This is a genomic window from Kitasatospora purpeofusca (genome assembly GCF_034043715.1).
Taxonomy (GTDB): Bacteria; Actinomycetota; Actinomycetes; order Streptomycetales; family Streptomycetaceae; genus Kitasatospora; species Kitasatospora purpeofusca_A.
Window position 1 is genome coordinate 109,074 of record NZ_JAXCLC010000002.1, and the last position, 15,173, is coordinate 124,246.

Sequence of the window (15,173 nt, forward strand, 5' to 3'; positions counted from 1 at the left end):
GGTGGTGCGGTGGTGCGATGCGGAGGGGAGGAGCCCGATCAGCCCCGGACGCGGGTCGTGATCGTCGTCGTCACCGTGGTGGTCGTCGTGACGGTGATGCTGTTGGTGCGGGAGCGACGGGTGTGCGAACGGCGCAGGCGGATCCGCACCCGCCCGTGCCGCCCGATCGGACGCGGTCGGAGGCGCACGTGGACGGAGGCGCTCGGCTCCTCGGCCGAGGCGCGGGCCCGCAGGAGGAGCTGCCGCCAGTAGTCCAGGTCGGCTGTGGTGAGGCAGTGCCTGGCCAGGAAGGCGGCCCGCTCCGGGGCGGTGGCGAGCGCATCGAAGTCCGCGATGCGACGGGCGATCCAACGGTTGTACGACATGATGTTCTTCTTCCCCTCCGAAAAATGGGCGCGGAAGCGCCCACAAGATACACCTCACCCCTCAACAGCCGTGGCTGGAGGGATAGTTGTTGCCCCCGTGGCCGATGAACATACCCGGTCGGCAGTGGCGCTGTCGACCCCGTTCCGAGCAAGATCGAAAACTTCTCGACGGGGACTGCTGGCGCTGGAACGAGCATGTCGCGTCAAAGGGAATTTGACAAGTGCGATCCCGTCAATCGAAGTGCTAGTCTGATGTCTCAAGATCCGCCCGCCCAGGGCCGGAGAGCATCGGAAGCGGACGGGAGAGGGGTCGATGGAGGACGAACACTTCGGCGTGTGGTTGGGGCGCCAGCTGCGCCGCGCCGGGATGTCGCAGGCCGAGTTCGCCGAACAACTGGGGCTCACCAGAGCAGCGGTGTCGGCGTGGGTCACCGGGCGGGCACAGCCCCGGCCCGACCTCATGCCCAGGATCGCCGAGCTGCTCGCCACGGACGTGGCCACGGTCGTCACCCGGGACACGGACGCCGGAACGACCAGGCCGGTCCAGTGGCACCACCGGCTCGCCCACCAGGACGGCGGCCGCGAGTACGGCAACGCCGCCGCGTTCGCCTTCGACGCCAATCTCGCGGTACTGGCGCGCGAGGCCACCCAGAACAGCCTCGACGAGCGACTGGACGCGACCCGGCCGGTGCGGATCCGCTTCACCCTGCACGAGCTGACCGGCGAGCACCTCCACTCTTTTCTGCGGGCGCTGCGCTGGGACGACATCGAGCCGCACTACGACGCGGCCGCGGAGTCCCGCCAGAAGGTCGGCCGGGTGGTTGCCGAGGGGCTGCGCGGACTCAGGGGCCTCGGTGACGAGGAGGCGTCGTTGCTCCTCCTGCGGATCGACGACTACAACGCATCCGGCCTGACCGGCCCCGAGTACGGCGACGGGCGGTTCGCCGCTGTGGTCCGCCGCCAGCTCGACAGCCACAAGAGCGACCGGGCGGGTGGATCGTACGGACTCGGCAAGGCCACCCTGTGGGCGGCGAGCAGGCTGGGCCTGGTGCTGATCAACAGCACCCTGTCCGCCGCGCACGAGGGACGCACCGCCCGGCGGGTGGTCGGCAGGCTCGACCTCCCGTGGCGAACCGTCGACGACACCGCCTACGCGGGACCGGCGTGGCTCGGCGAACCCGACAGCGAGAAGGAGCACGAGGGCGTCTCGCGTTCCTGGTGGGCGGACGAGCGGACCGTGGCCGACCTGCACCTCGACCGTGACAGTGACGATCCCGGGACGTCCTTCCTGATCGTCGGGGCGCACGACGCGGCGGGCAACTGCACCACCCTGCAGGAGATGCAGAACGCACTGGTCACCGCCCTCGCCGACAACTTCTGGGCCGCCATGACAGCGGGCCGCTCGACCCCTGCCCTCCTGGAGGCCTCGGTCCGGGTCCTCCACAACGGGGAGGCCGTCCTGCCGGAACGACCGGTCGACCCCCGGGAGCACCGACCCGCGCTCACCCATGCTCTTCGGGCCTACCTCGACGGCGACACGGTGGAGGAGCTCACCGCCGCCGACCAGGTCGCAGCGGTGCGGGTCGCCCTGGACGTCCCGGCCCCGCGATCCGACGGACGCCGGACCAAGGGGGTCACCCACGAGGCCGTCCTGCTGGTCACCCCGGCCGACGACTCCGACGAGGAACACAGCCGGATCGTTTGCATGCGCGGCACCCGGATGACCGTCACCTCCCGACGGCCGCGCAACCTCGGGTTCGGCGCGGACCCGTTCCAGGCCGTACTGCTGGCCGGCTATGCCACGGGGGAGGACGGCGCGGCGGTGCACGCCGCCGAGGCGTTCCTGCGCGCCGCGGAGCCCCCCGAGCACGACCGCTGGGCCGCGACGGAGGACCTGACGGCGACCTACGCCAACGCGCCGAGGAAGCTGTCGGACTTCAACACGGCGATGGACGCGGCGCTGCGCGCGATCGTCGGTCGCCGCCTGGAGCGGCAGGAGTCCGCCGGGCCGGAGGTGCTACGGAACCTGCTCCGTCTCGACCTGCCGGCCGCCGCCGCGCGTCGGGTGGACGGGCACCCCGCGGTGGAACGGACCAGGGGCCGGGTCGATGCCTCCGGTGCCTGGACACTGGACGTGGCGGTGAAGATTCCACCGCGAGAGGACCCGTGGCAGCTGACGCCGGTCGTCAAATTCGACGTCCGCTCCGGTGGGCGCCCGTCGCTCGAGTGGGCGGAGCTGTCGGCCGTCGAGAACTGCAGGATCGTCGAGGGCCGGATCATGGTGGACCAGGACGCCCGCACGGCCAGGTTCACGGGAACCACCGCTGTCGGCAGCCATCCGGTCGCCGCCGCCCTCGCCGGTGTGATCGTGGAGGTCCAGCAGGCCCGGGAGGTCGCCCAGTGAGCACCGTCTACCCCTACCCGACCCTCCTGGGCAGGATCGACGCCTCGGTCCGGAGGGCGAGCATCGACGGCAGGGACCTTCCGTTCTCCTACGTCTCCGAGCGGGAGCACGTTGTCGCGCTGCACCAGATAGACCGTGACGACTGGCGGGAGGGGGTGCTCGAGCTGGAGGTCACCGCCCCCGGCGACGAACTGGCCGACGGCCCGTGGGCCGCGGTGAGCTGTGTCGCTGTCCTGACCGAGGGCGCCACCAACGCCCGTACCGTCACCCGGCTCGAACGCAGCCGTACCGACCGCAAGTGGCGCGGCGAGGTGGTGGTCCGCCGGAGTTCGCACGTGGCGCGTGCGACTCTGCAGGTCAGTCTGGTCGGCAGCTACGACGGCGTCGACGGTCGGATCATCGGAACGGCCGATGAACCCTGGTTCGTCGACCTCCTCGCCCGAACCCCGCTCCGGCGCCGCGAGATCGAGATCAGACAGGAGGACTTCCGTGACGGTCCGCTCGAGTGGCTCCACCCCTTCAGGGATTCGCCGTGGCTGGTCGAGACGACGGGCGATCTGCCCGTGGTGTACCTCAACACGTCCTTCGAAGGCCTGACCGAACTGCTCAACACTCCACGCGGTCCGTTGGAGAAGGCCACTGCCGGGCTGGTGGCCGCCCAGGTGGCGGGAGAGGCGTGGACCGCGATGTTCCACGCGGCGCTCGGCGACGTCGAGCTGGACGAGGAAGGTACGCCCGGATTCCCCGACGGTTGGAGAGAAGCCGCCCTGCGTGCCATGCTGCCGGACGTCCTTCCCGGCCGACCCCTCGCCGATGCCTTGGCCGAGGCGCACGCCCGCCGGCGTGAGGGGCACGGTTGGGCCGAACTCCAGTCCCGTATCCAGTTCGCGGCGGCCCGCCGGGCCCAGGTCCCCAAGCAGCTGACCACCGCCGTCCGAACCGTCTCGCGCAACCAGGAAGGTGCAAGCCGTTGACCCGGCCCGGAATCGACACCCCCGACCGGCTTGCCCTGTTGTCCCCGGCGGTCGCCGCCAAATATCTGACGGTCGGGGTCCGCGCGGGCCGGGAGCAACTGCCCCAGGTGGCGCTGCTGCGCGCGAGCGAGGCCGTCGACGACGACTCCGGCCGCTGGGACACAGCTCCGGTCCGGGAACTCCTCGACGAGGCGATCCACCGTTTCGGGGACTCGCCCACCGATGCCGACGCCTGGCTGTCGCCCCGGCTGCACGCGACACTCCGGTTGACCCGTGCGGAAGCCGCGCGGCCGGGCCTGTGGAATTTCCTCGCCCTGGTGGTCGCACCGGACTACGTGCTGTGGCGTCATCTCCCGCGCGGCGAGGCGAAGAACGGCGAGCCGCCGAAGGTCAGTGCTCCCCGATTCACCGGGACCCACTACACCCAGGCCTTTGCCCGTCTGTGGTGGGCGGCCGAGTTGTTCCGTGACGGAGGAGACTACCGGCCGGTCGAGATCGCCTGCCGGAACCAGGACATGCTCAACACGGCGATGCGGCTGGACGCGATCGACCACCGTCCCACCGCCCTGGCCATGGTTCGGGTCCTGAAGGGGTTGGCCGAGTCGGGTGCCACTCGGCTGGGTGACCGGGTCAATGCCCTCTGCACGGCGGTGAACGCGGCCGGCAGCACGTTGATGTACGACGTCATCGCCCAGGACGACCTTCCCGATCCGGATGCCCTGCTCTCCTGGGTGGCGGAAGCGGACACGGCGCCCTCCGTCCCGTGGGACCGGCTGCCCGACGGTCCGTCCGAGGAAGCGGTGCGCCGCGACTCGGTGGACCGACTGGCCCGAATGTTTCAGCAGTTCAGCGAGCACGCGCCGCTGCGGGACCGTGGGCGCAAGCGCGACGCCGAGGCGACGTCGTGACCTGTGGGTGGGGCGGCTCCTTGTGCGAAGGAGCCGCCCCACCCACAGGTCACCGGCTCAGGCTCCTACGGTCGCCGGTGCCTGCTCGTCGGACGCGACCTTCTGCTTCCACTCGTCCACGGAGTACATCGTGGATGTGTCGGTCGGGGGCACCCAGGTGTCGAGGGACTTCAGGGCCACCTCGACGTCCCCCGACCCGTGACGGAGGGCCGCGGCCAGGACGTGGACACCGAGACGCGGCGGAATGGCGTTGCCGATCTGTTGGGCCTGGTCGTTCCCGCGCCACGGATAGTTCGCGGGGAAGGTCTGCAGTACACCGGACTGGGGGAGGCCGAAGCGCTCCTTGTTCTTGGGGTCCAAGGGGATGTCCGGGCGCTCCAGCCAGTTACGGGAGACCTTGCCGGTGACGGTGAAGGCGGGCTCGTCGTGGCCGCGGCGACCACGGGCCGCAGGGTCACCGCCGGTGCCGTAGTTCGACACCACCTCGTAGGGCGTCCGCACGTCCTTGAGTGCCTTCCCCATGGTGACCCAAGGCTGCAGGCCGCCGTCGTGCGTGTCCTGGGTCGCACCCTTCCGGAACCGCCGATGGGTGGGCTTCGGGAACTCGACCACGTCGCTCAGGACCGAGTCCGTCGGACGCTTGCGCGCGATCAGGATGGCGCGTCGACGGGTTTGCGGTACGCCGAACTCCTCGGTGTGCAGGACGGCGCATTCGGCGCTGTAGCCCCGCTCCTCCAGGATGCGCTTGTACTCCTGCCAGACCGGGAGTACGGCCGGCACCTGCTCCAGCACGATCGTGTCGTACCCGGGAGCGCCGTCGGCGAGGGCGGTGAGTGCCCAACGCAGTGGCTCCAGGACGAGGCCGGTCCGTTCGTCCTCGAGAGCGTCGAGCTCCCCCCGTACGTCCTCGCCCTTGGCCATCCGCCTGGCGAAGTCGAGGACCTGGTCCAACGCCTGCCGCCCCGCACCCTTGCCCGCGACGGTGAAGGTCTGGCACGGCGGACCGCCGGCGAGCACGTTGGCGTCGAAATGCCCGGGATCCAGTAGGCGGACGTCCCCCTTCACCGTGGCCAGTCCGGCCGCGGTACGGGTTTTGCACGCGTTGTCGTCCCACTCCACGCCCGTCACCGGAACACCCAGCACATGCGCGGCCATGTCGAGGCCGCCGGGGCCGGCGAAGAGATCCACGATCTTGAATTCGGGGGTGGTTTCGGGCGAAGACATGGGGTCGATCCTAGCCCGCCAGCACAGCGGCGATCGAACCACCGACGGCCTCGGCCAGCGGTGGAGGCAAGGCGTGCCCGATCTGGCGGTACGCAGGTGTCTTGAGACCGTGGACGATCCATTCGTCCGGAATGGCCTGGAGCGTCGCTGCCTGACGGAGGCTGATCCTCGGGCGGCCGTCGAAGGGGAAGTCGGCGTCCGGGGGATTGTTGCTGAGACTCTTGCCCTCGACTCCCAGCGCCGCCCAGGCCCGTTTGGTGCCGGTGGGGCCGAGGTCCGGCCCACCGTGGTTGCCGGAGCCGCCGACGAGGGCCGGCGCCGGACGGTCGGCGCGCTCGGACCACTGCTCGGCTCCGGTCCAGCCGCGGGACGCCATCGATGCGCCGAGGGCCTGACCGACGGTGGGCGGCGGACAGTCGATCGGCCGGGGCCAGGAGAAGTCGACCCCGCCCCGATCGGCGAACGCGACAAGAAAACTGCTTCTGCGGTTCTGGGGGACACCGAAATGCACGGCGTTCAGGACTGTCCAGTACCACCGGTAGCCGGCATGGGCGAGCACTTCCTCGATCCAGCTCCGGTCCTCGGCGAAGGCGTCCTTTGCGAAGAGGTCCGGGAGATTCTCCAGCATCAACGCCCTCGGTCGGACGGCGGTCGTCAACAGCACCGCCGCACGCAGAATCGTGCGTTCCCTGTCGCTTCCCGACCGGCCGGCGGCGGCCGACTTGATCCGGGGCAGTCCGCCGCTGAGGAGGTCGACATCGTAGGTCTGAGGATGGTCCTCCGGGTCGAAGTCGACGACGTCCTCGCACCGCACGTCCCAGTGCGGCCGGTTCAGCCGGACCGTTCTGCACGCGTTGTCCTCGTTGTCGATCAGCATCACCGGGTCGAACCCGGCCCGCTCCAGTCCGAGAGCCTGAGCACCGACCCCCGAACAGATCTCCAGCGACGTGAACCTGCGGGACCCCAACGCGCCACCTCCATGAGTCGTTCGACCCAAGACTAGGGGCGGGCACCGACAGTCCGGACGGGCGGGTGGGTCAGGGAGCGTCGCCCGGACCCCGGGCGTCGGCCGCGTCCGGCAGGGGCCCGTCCGGCCGCAGGCGGGTGTAGACCGTCCGGGCGATGGTGACCGGGGGTTCGTGCTCCCAGAACCGCAGCACCGTCCAGCCGTCCTCGGCCAGGTGGCGGGTGGTGTCCAGATCGCGGCTGACGTTGCGGTCCAGCTTGCTGCGCCACCACTCGGCGTTGGACTTCGGGCTGGTCGCGTGCTCGGGGCAGCCGTGCCAGAAGCAGCCGTCGAGGAAGACCGCGACCTTCGGCCCGGGGAACAGGATGTCGACGGTGCGCCGCGGCAGCCCCGGGACCTTGGCGTTCACGCGGTAGCGCAGGCCCCAGCGGAACAGCAGTCGCCGGACGGCCAGCTCCTGCGCGGTGTCGCGGGACGCCTGGCGGCTCATGCGGGCCGCGACGGACGGGTTGGAAGCGGCTGGCGACGACATGCGACCCAGTATTCCGCAGCCCGCCGACAGCGTCGGAGGGGCGCCGCTCCGGGATCCCCCCGAGCGGCGCCCCTCCTGACGGTCGGTGCCGGGTTCAGCCGCGCGGGGCTCCGGCGGGTTCCGCGTCGGCGGTCCGGCCGGTCCCGGCGGCCCGGTCCGTCGCGCTCCCGTCAGCGGTGTCAGCGGCGTCCGCGGCGGCCTCGGCCAGCTCGAGTTTGACGGCGGCGAGGCTGGGGTTGGCCCAGGCGCTGCGGACGCCCCAGGCGTAGAAGGCGAGTGAGATCAGGGCGACGACCAGCAGGTCCCAGCCCTCGGGGAGGTAGCCCTCGCCGCCGAAGTCGGTCGAGCCGGCCCAGGAGACGCCGGCCATCACGAACAGGTAGGCGACCATCCAGGCGCCGGCCTTGAGGTGCGGCTTCAGCTCGGCGAACGGCTTGCGCAGCTCGTACCAGGCCCAGATCGGCAGGCCGGCGGCCATCAGCAGGATGACCTTGCCGGTGAGCGGCCAGCGGGCCCAGTAGAGGACGAGCGAGCCGAAGATCATGGCGACCGGGGCGATCACCGGCATCGCGCGCAGCCGGACCGGCCGGGGCAGCTCGGGGGCGAGGCGGCGCAGCGCCATCACGGCGACGGGGCCGGTGATGTAGGAGATCACGGTGGCCACCGAGACGATCTCGGCGAGCGAGCCCCAGCCGCGGAAGACCGCGAGGAAGCAGAAGGCGACGACCAGGTTGAGCACCAGCGCCGGGCGCGGGATGCCGGTCTTCGGGTCGACCCGGCCGAAGAGCTTCGGCAGGTGGCCGTTCTCCTGGACGCCGTGGATCATCCGGGAGGTGGTGGCGGCGTAGATCATGCCGGTGCCGCTGGGGGAGACGAAGGCGTCCGCGTACAGCAGCAGGGCGAGCCAGTTCAGGCCCCAGGCGACGGCCAGGTCGGCCAGCGGCGAGGTGTAGCCGAGGCCGCCCCAGCCGTTGGCCAGGTCGGCGGTGGGCACGGCGCCGAGGAAGGCGATCTGCAGCGCGACGTAGATCACCAGGGCGATCAGGATCGAGCCGATCACGGCCTTGGGCAGCGACTTGCCGGGGTCACGGGCCTCACCGGCCAGGTTGAGCGGCGACTGGAAGCCGTTGAAGGCCCAGACGATGCCGGAGACGGCCACCGCCGTGAACACCGCGCTCCAGCCGTTCGGTGCGAAGCCGCCGTGGTCGGTGAAGTGATCGGTGTCGAAGTGCGCCAGCAGCAGGGCGCCCGCGGTGAGGGTGGGGACGACGACCTTGAACACCGTGATCGCCGTATTGGTCTTGGCGAACAGCGTGATCGCGAACCAGTTCAGCGCGAAGTAGACGAGCAGCAGCACACTGGCCACGGCCACGCCGCTGACGGACAGCTCCTGTCCGTCGAAGAGGCCCCCGGCCCAGCCGAAGTCCCAGGAGCTCATGTACTGCACCGAGGCGGTGGCCTCGCCGGGGATGACCGAGACGATCGCGATCCAGTTGGCCCAGGCGGCCAGGTACCCGGCCAGCGAGCCGTGCGAGTACTGGCCGTACCGGACCATGCCGCCGGCCTTGGGGAACATCGAGCCGAGCTCGCTGTAGGTGAGCGCGATGGTCAGGGCGACGGCCGCGCCGATCACCCAGGCGACGATCGAGGCAGGTCCGGCGAGCCGGGCGGCCCGCTCGGCCCCGAAGAGCCAGCCGGAGCCGATGATCGATCCGAGTCCGACCGCGGTGAGGCTGATGGTGCCGAGCGAGCGGCGGTAGTGCTGATGGGATGCCGTGGTCGACTCGGGCTCACTCACCGTATCGGTCCTCTGTCTCGTCGTGTCACTTGGTCTTCCGGACAAACGGGAAGAGCCTAAGGGGCGAAATCGGGCGAAACCTCAGCTGGACCTCAGATTCACCCCCAAAACACCCGATCGTTGCCATCTCGTGTCCGAACCTCTGACCTTCGGCGGGGGTGGGGAGGGCGTCCCGGAACGACACGGGGAAAAAAGAAATTCCCCGTGGGAACTCTTGCGAGTTCCCACGGGGAATCAAAGGTGTCCGAGGGGGGACTTGAACCCCCACGCCCGATAAAGGGCACTAGCACCTCAAGCTAGCGCGTCTGCCATTCCGCCACCCGGACAGGGTGTGTGCTTCGGGGACTTTCTGCTCGCCCCCTCGGCGACAGAGAGAACATTACCAGGGTTTCGGAGTGCTTCTCACCTGCGTTTCCCCGGTCGGGATGGTGGGGGGAGGGGGTACGGATCGCTGCTGTGCGCGAACCGGTGGTTCAAGGACGGTAAACGGTCGAGTTGCGGTCGATGAACGGTCGGTATCGATCGGCTCTGGTCCGACACGGGCAAGTTGTCGACGGTGCCACGACCCCGGGGGCGGCTCTCCTAGCCTCTGTGGACCGAGGGCGCCATGAGCGGAACGCCTGATTCCCGGGGTCGCGGACGAAGGGCGGCTGGACGTGGAGCGGATCAGCGAGGAAGAGACGGCGCCGACGGCGCCGGAGAAACGGGTGACCGCCGTGTCGGAGGTGGCGCGCGGCGGTCCTGTCGAGGGGGTGTGGCGCTTCACCGTGCCCGCCGAGCAGGCTTCGGTCCCGCGCACCCGGCACGCGGTGCGCGACCGGCTGCTGGCCCAGGGCATGGCGGAGATCCGCTACCAGGAGCTGGTGGACGACCTGCTGCTGATCGTCTCGGAGCTGGTCGGCAACGCGGTGACCCACGCCGCCGAGCTGTCGCCGGAGGTGACCACCGAGCTGGTGGTGCGGGGCGGCTGGGTGCGGGTCTCGGTCGAGGACGGCGACCCGTACCGGCCGAAGGCCCTGGCGGCCGACACCGGGCGGACCGGCGGGCGGGGGCTGCTGCTGGTCAAGAGCGTCACGCTGCAGGCCGGCGGCGTGTGCGACGTGGAGCAGGTGGGCCGGGGCGGCAAGGTCATCTGGGCCTCGCTGCCCCTCCCGCGCGAGGAGCCCTAGCCGACGAGCCCTGGCCGACGAGGCCGGGCCAACAGGCCGGGCCGGGCATGGCCAACAGGCCGGGCCCGGGCCGGAAGCAGGGCCGCCCCGCGGCGGCCCCGCCCGGAGCGTCTACCAGTCCTTCCCGGCGATCTCGCGGATCCCCGGCAGCGCCGCCTCGAGGACGGTCCGGAACCACACTGAGAACGGCCGCTCCGCCTCCAGCTCGCGCAGCTCCTCGGCGGTCACGAAGGCGTAGTCGTCCACCTCGTCCGGGTTGGGCCGCACCGGCGCGGTGACCAGGCCCACGAACAGGTGGTTCCACTCCCGCTCGATCAGGCCCGTGGCCTCGTCCGGCAGGTCGTAGCGGACCGTGCCCGCCTCGCAGAGCAGCGCCGGGGCGACGCCCAGCTCCTCCGCGGTGCGCCGGGCGGCGGCCACGAACGGCGGCTCGTCGGGGTACGGGTGGCCGCAGCAGGTGTTCGACCAGACCCCGGGGGAGTGGTACTTGCCCAGCGCCCGGCGCTGGAGCAGCATCCGGCCCTGCCGGTCGAAGAGGAAGACCGAGAACGCCCGGTGCAGCCGCCCGGGCTGCTGGTGCGCCCAGTGCTTCTCCGCGGTGCCGATGGTCACGCCCTCGTCGTCGACCAGCTCCAGCAGGATCTCCGCCGGAGTGCCGGCGGCGTCCGCGGCGGTGTCGACGTCGGTCTCGACATCGAGGCCGGTGTCGAGGCCGGTGTCGACACCGGTCACGAGGCCGGTGTCCAGCCCGGCGGGGGCGGTCGGATCGGTCGGCAGACTCTGGGGCATGAGGCCTCTTTCGGCAGCTTCGGGAGCACGGGGAGCAACCACGGCACGCACCGGTGGCGTCGCGCCCCAGTCTGCCGTACGGGTGGCACGGGCGGCGGGCCCGACGCACAACCCGGCGGCCGGAGGGCCTCCAGGGGCCCGGGGCGGGTGTCGGACTAGCAGAACCGTTCGGAATGTGTTCGATGTGTGTTCGACCGTCCGGCCGCGTTCTGGCAGGTAGTCGTGGTCGCCTACCATCACATAGGACACCGCGGCCGCATCTCGGCCCCGGCGCGCCACCGCCGGTGACCCGGAAGACTCCCGGGGCCGGGCGCGGCCGCGCTCAGCACGACGGATCAGGAGACCCGAATGATCGGCCTCGTTCTGGCAGCCGGCGCCGGCCGCCGGCTGCGCCCGTACACCGACACCCTGCCCAAGGCGCTGGTGCCGGTCGACGGGGAGCGGACCGTCCTGGACCTCACCCTCGGCAACTTCGCCGAGGTCGGCCTGCGCGAGGCGGCGATCGTCGTCGGCTACCGCAAGGAGGCCGTCGAGGAGCGCAAGGAGGCGCTGGAGCGGAAGTACGGCGTCAAGCTCACCCTGGTCGAGAACGACAAGGCCGAGGAGTGGAACAACGCCTACTCGCTCTGGTGCGCGCGTGAGCTCTTCACCGAGGGCCTGCTGCTCGCCAACGGCGACACCGTCCACCCCGTCTCGGTCCAGCGCACCATGCTGGAGGCCGACGCCCGGCTGACCGCCGAGGGCCGCGCGCCCGGCATCCTGCTCGCCCTCGACACGGTGAAGAAGCTCGCCGACGAGGAGATGAAGGTGGTCGTCGACCCGGCGGCCGGGATGCGCCGCATCACCAAGTTGATGGACCCGGCGGAGGCCACCGGCGAGTACATCGGTGTCACCGTGATCAACCCGGCCGCCGCCGCCGACCTCGCCGACGCGCTGCGCGCCACCTACGAGCGCGACCCGCAGCTGTACTACGAGGACGGCTACCAGGAGATGGTGAACCGCGGCCTGCGGATCGACGTCCAGCCGATCGGCGACGTCTCCTGGGTCGAGGTCGACAACCACGACGACCTGGCGAAGGCCCGGGAGATCGCGTGCCAGTACTGACCCGGCTGGTGCCGTCGCCGCTCTTCGTGGAGATCCGCCCGGGCGCGCTGGACGCGCTCGGCGGCATCCTCGCCGACCAGCGGCTGTCCGCCTCGGGCCGGATCGCGGTCGCGATCAGCAACGGCTCGGGCTCGGTGCTGCGGGCCCGGCTGGAGCCGGCCCTGCCCGGTGCCGACTGGTACAGCGTGGCGGACGGCAGCCTCGACAGCGCGGTGCGGCTGGCGGACGAGATCCGCGGCGGCGTGCGCGGCGGCCACTACGACACCATCGTCGCCCTGGGCGGCGGCAAGATCATCGACGCGGCCAAGTACGCCGCCGCGCGGCTCGGCCTGCCGCTGGTCTCGGTCCCGACCAACCTGGCCCACGACGGCATCTGCTCGCCGGTCTCCACCCTCGACAACGACGCCGGGCGCGGCTCCTACGGGGTGCCGAGCCCGATCGGCATCGTGATCGACCTGGACGTGATCCAGGGCGCCCCGCCGCGCTTCGTCGCGGCCGGGATCGGCGACATCGTCTCCAACATCTCGGCGTGCGCCGACTGGGAGTTGTCGCACGCCGAGACCGGTGAACCGGTGGACGGACTGGCCGTCGCGATGGCCCGCTCGGCGGGCGAGAACCTGCTGCGGCATCCAGGAAACCTTCAGGATCAGGGCTTCCTCACCGCCCTCGCCGAGGCACTGGTACTGTCCGGCATCGCGATGAACATCGCGGGCAGCACCCGGCCCTCGTCGGGCGCCTGCCACGAGATCTCGCATGCCCTGGACGTGCTGTATCCCAAGCGGTCCGCCCAGCACGGCGAACAGGTCGGCCTCGGCGCCGCCTTCGCCAGCTTCCTGCGGGGCGAGCGCGAGCTGACCGGTCTGATCGTGGAACGCCTGGCGCACCACGGCCTGCCGGTGACCGCCGCTCAGATCGGCTTCACCGAGGCGGAGTTCACCGAGGCGGTGCACTACGCTCCGAATACCCGGCCGGGCCGTTTCACCATCCTCGAACACCTCGACCTCTCCCCTTCCGCAATCAGGGACGCGTACGCCGACTATGTCCAAGCCGTCAACAGCTGACCGTTCCGCCGCCGGGTCCACGCCGCCGGTCGACCTGACCCGCCGCCCCTCGATCGAGGAACTGCGCGCGGTCATCCACCCGGAGGGCATGCTCCAGCGCCGCAGTGCCGAGCACTGGGCCGGCCGGCTCTACATGCGGCGGATCTCGCTGCGGATCACCCGGGTGCTCTCCACGGTCACGGCGATCACGCCCAACGGCCTGACCTACCTGATGATGCTCACGGGCATCCTGGCCGGCGCCGCGCTGATCGTCCCCGGGATCGCCGGCGCGGTGCTGGCGGCCCTGCTGATCCAGCTCTACCTGCTGCTGGACTGCGTGGACGGCGAGGTCGCCCGCTGGCGCCGGCAGACCTCGCTCACCGGTGTCTACCTGGACCGGGTCGGCCACTACATGTCCGAGGCGGCCCTGCTGACCGGCCTCGGCCTGCGCGCCACCGACCTGCTGCACCGCGAGGGCAGCGCCGCGCAGTGGGAGTGGGCCTTCCTCGGCACCCTGGCCGCGCTCGGCGCGATCCTGATCAAGTCGGAGACCGACCTGGTCGACGTGGCCCGCGCCCGCAGCGGCCTGACGGCGGTCGAGGACAGCGCCTCGGTGCCGCGTTCGGCCGGCGTCGCCAAGGCCCGCCGGGCGGCCTCGGTCCTCAAGTTCCACCGGCTGGTCGGCGCGGTCGAGGCCTCGCTGCTCATCCTCGCCGCGGGTGTCGCCGACCTGGTGCACGGCGGCCTCTTCTTCACCCGGATCGCGGTGGTCGTGCTGGCCGCGATCGCGATGCTCCAGACCGTGCTGCACCTGCTGAGCATCGTCCTGTCGAGCAGGCTCCGGTGAGCGACGTGACGGAGGCGGGCGTGACGGAGGCGGGCGTGACGGAGAACGCCGCGAAGACCCTGGACACGGCGGACACCCTGGACACCGCAGACACCGCAGACACCGCCGCGGACACCACCGGTGCCGACACCTTCCGGCTCGGTGCGGTGATCATCACCATGGGCAACCGCCCGGCCGAGCTGACCGCCCTGATCGAGTCGGTCCGCGCCCAGCAGGGCCCGCCCGTCGAGCTGGCCGTGGTCGCCAACGGCGCCCCGCTGCCGCCGCTCCCGTCCGGCGTGCGCTCCGTCGAGCTGCCGGAGAACCTCGGCATCCCGGGCGGCCGCAACGTCGGCATCGAGCTGTTCGGCCGCGACGGCCGGGACGTCGACGCGGTGCTGTTCCTGGACGACGACGGCCGGCTGCCCGGCACCGACTCGGCCCGGCTGCTGCGCGAGGCCTTCACGGCCGACCCGGAGCTCGGCATCGTGAGCTTCCGGATCGCCGACCCCGAGACCGGCGTCACCCAGCGCCGGCACGTGCCGCGGCTGCGCGCCAGCGACCCGCTGCGCTCCTCCCGGGTGACCACCTTCCTCGGCGGGGCGAGCGCGGTGCGCTGCGCGGTGTTCGAGAACGCCGGCCAGCTGCCCGCCGAGTTCTTCTACGCCCACGAGGAGACCGACCTCGCCTGGCGCGCGCTGGACGCGGGCTGGGCCATCGACTACCGGGCCGACGTGGTGCTGCACCACCCCACCACCTCGCCCGCCCGGCACGCCTCGTACTTCCACAACGTGGCCCGGAACAGGGTCTGGCTCGCCAGACGGAACCTTCCGGCCCCGTTGGTACCTCTATACCTGGGAACCTGGTTCCTGCTGACGCTGGCCCGCCGACCCTCCCCGGAGGCGTTCAAGGCCTGGCTGGGCGGGTTCCGGGCGGGCTGGCGCGAACCCTGCGGTACGCGGTGGCCCATGCGATGGCGTACCGTTTGGCGACTGACCAGGCTGGGCCGTCCGCCGGTCATCTGATCCGTCCGGTGACCGTCCGGTGACTCCGGTGGCCGGACGGCAGGTCGG

The 15,173-nt window shown here is 71.2% G+C and carries 14 protein-coding genes and 1 tRNA gene; 8 read left to right on the forward strand and 7 right to left on the reverse strand.

All coding sequences use genetic code 11. The features are described 5' to 3' along the window. Nucleotides 1–38: 38 nt before the first annotated feature. Entirely contained in the window at nt 39–365 is a 327-nt protein-coding gene (locus SM793_RS01675) for a hypothetical protein (protein ID WP_320436163.1), read from the reverse strand. 313 nt (nt 366–678) lie between these two features. Here SM793_RS01675 and SM793_RS01680 point away from each other — a divergent pair, with 313 nt between their 5' ends. The 3 genes from SM793_RS01680 (at nt 679) to SM793_RS01690 (ending at nt 4,651) form a co-directional block, all read left to right on the forward strand. After that, nucleotides 679–2,769, forward strand: a complete 2,091-nt coding sequence (locus SM793_RS01680) for a helix-turn-helix transcriptional regulator (protein WP_320436164.1) — start codon at nt 679–681, stop codon at nt 2,767–2,769. After that, a complete protein-coding gene (locus SM793_RS01685; RefSeq protein WP_320436165.1) occupies nt 2,766–3,743 on the forward strand; it encodes a hypothetical protein in 978 nt (325 codons plus the stop codon). Before SM793_RS01680 ends, SM793_RS01685 begins: the two co-directional genes overlap by 4 nt. Nucleotides 3,744–3,850: 107 nt before the next feature. Then, nucleotides 3,851–4,651 carry a DUF6339 family protein gene (locus tag SM793_RS01690; protein ID WP_320436166.1) on the forward strand — a complete coding sequence of 267 codons (801 nt, stop codon included), beginning with the start codon at nt 3,851–3,853 and terminating at the stop codon, nt 4,649–4,651. 57 nt (nt 4,652–4,708) lie between these two features. Here the strand turns inward: SM793_RS01690 and SM793_RS01695 are convergent, their stop codons facing one another. The 5 genes from SM793_RS01695 to SM793_RS01715 all read right to left on the reverse strand — a co-directional run bounded on the left by SM793_RS01695 (nt 4,709) and on the right by SM793_RS01715 (nt 9,498). Next, a complete protein-coding gene (locus SM793_RS01695; RefSeq protein ID WP_320436167.1) occupies nt 4,709–5,875 on the reverse strand; it encodes a DNA cytosine methyltransferase in 1,167 nt (388 codons plus the stop codon). Between the two features lie 10 nt (nt 5,876–5,885). Next, a complete protein-coding gene (locus SM793_RS01700; RefSeq protein ID WP_320436168.1) occupies nt 5,886–6,872 on the reverse strand; it encodes a DNA cytosine methyltransferase in 987 nt (328 codons plus the stop codon). 40 nt (nt 6,873–6,912) lie between these two features. Next, the gene (locus tag SM793_RS01705) at nt 6,913–7,374 is read right to left on the reverse strand and encodes a very short patch repair endonuclease (RefSeq protein WP_320436169.1); all 462 of its coding nucleotides are present in this window, start codon (nt 7,372–7,374) and stop codon (nt 6,913–6,915) included. 94 nt (nt 7,375–7,468) lie between these two features. Further along, entirely contained in the window at nt 7,469–9,172 is a 1,704-nt protein-coding gene (locus SM793_RS01710; protein WP_320436170.1) for an APC family permease, read from the reverse strand. Nucleotides 9,173–9,413: 241 nt separating this feature from the next. After that, nucleotides 9,414–9,498: transfer RNA gene (locus tag SM793_RS01715), tRNA-Leu, on the reverse strand. Nucleotides 9,499–9,879: 381 nt separating this feature from the next. Here SM793_RS01715 and SM793_RS01720 point away from each other — a divergent pair. Continuing rightward, complete coding sequence (locus SM793_RS01720) at nt 9,880–10,341, forward strand: ATP-binding protein (protein WP_320436171.1); 462 nt, start codon at nt 9,880–9,882, stop codon at nt 10,339–10,341. A 111-nt stretch (nt 10,342–10,452) separates the two neighbouring features. Here the strand turns inward: SM793_RS01720 and idi are convergent, their stop codons facing one another. Continuing rightward, entirely contained in the window at nt 10,453–11,130 is a 678-nt protein-coding gene (gene idi / locus SM793_RS01725) for an isopentenyl-diphosphate Delta-isomerase (RefSeq protein WP_320436172.1), read from the reverse strand. Between the two features lie 348 nt (nt 11,131–11,478). Here idi and SM793_RS01730 point away from each other — a divergent pair, with 348 nt between their 5' ends. The 4 genes from SM793_RS01730 (at nt 11,479) to SM793_RS01745 (ending at nt 15,125) form a co-directional block, all read left to right on the forward strand. Next, complete coding sequence (locus tag SM793_RS01730; RefSeq protein ID WP_320436173.1) at nt 11,479–12,234, forward strand: phosphocholine cytidylyltransferase family protein; 756 nt, start codon at nt 11,479–11,481, stop codon at nt 12,232–12,234. Further along, on the forward strand, nt 12,222–13,295 hold the full coding sequence (locus SM793_RS01735) for an iron-containing alcohol dehydrogenase family protein (RefSeq protein WP_053649208.1): 1,074 nt from the start codon (nt 12,222–12,224) through the stop codon (nt 13,293–13,295). The genes SM793_RS01730 and SM793_RS01735 overlap by 13 nt, the downstream gene beginning before the upstream one ends. A gap of 88 nt (nt 13,296–13,383) precedes the next feature. Then, nucleotides 13,384–14,121 (forward strand): CDP-alcohol phosphatidyltransferase family protein, encoded by a 738-nt coding sequence (locus SM793_RS01740; RefSeq protein WP_320436239.1) that lies wholly within the window; start codon nt 13,384–13,386, stop codon nt 14,119–14,121. Between the two features lie 158 nt (nt 14,122–14,279). Next, nucleotides 14,280–15,125 (forward strand): glycosyltransferase family 2 protein, encoded by an 846-nt coding sequence (locus SM793_RS01745; RefSeq protein WP_320436240.1) that lies wholly within the window; start codon nt 14,280–14,282, stop codon nt 15,123–15,125. Nucleotides 15,126–15,173: the final 48 nt, after the last annotated feature.

What these genes read in the sequence shown, in the direction of transcription:
- SM793_RS01675 (WP_320436163.1), bottom strand. Translation starts at nt 365, where the DNA reads ATGTCGTACAACCGTTGGATCGCCCGTCGCATCGCGGACTTCGATGCG.
- SM793_RS01680 (WP_320436164.1), top strand. Translation starts at nt 679, where the DNA reads ATGGAGGACGAACACTTCGGCGTGTGGTTGGGGCGCCAGCTGCGCCGC.
- SM793_RS01695 (WP_320436167.1), bottom strand. Translation starts at nt 5,875, where the DNA reads ATGTCTTCGCCCGAAACCACCCCCGAATTCAAGATCGTGGATCTCTTC.
- SM793_RS01705 (WP_320436169.1), bottom strand. Translation starts at nt 7,374, where the DNA reads ATGTCGTCGCCAGCCGCTTCCAACCCGTCCGTCGCGGCCCGCATGAGC.
- idi (WP_320436172.1), bottom strand. Translation starts at nt 11,130, where the DNA reads ATGCCCCAGAGTCTGCCGACCGATCCGACCGCCCCCGCCGGGCTGGAC.
- SM793_RS01730 (WP_320436173.1), top strand. Translation starts at nt 11,479, where the DNA reads ATGATCGGCCTCGTTCTGGCAGCCGGCGCCGGCCGCCGGCTGCGCCCG.
- SM793_RS01740 (WP_320436239.1), top strand. Translation starts at nt 13,384, where the DNA reads ATGCTCCAGCGCCGCAGTGCCGAGCACTGGGCCGGCCGGCTCTACATG.
- SM793_RS01745 (WP_320436240.1), top strand. Translation starts at nt 14,280, where the DNA reads ATGGGCAACCGCCCGGCCGAGCTGACCGCCCTGATCGAGTCGGTCCGC.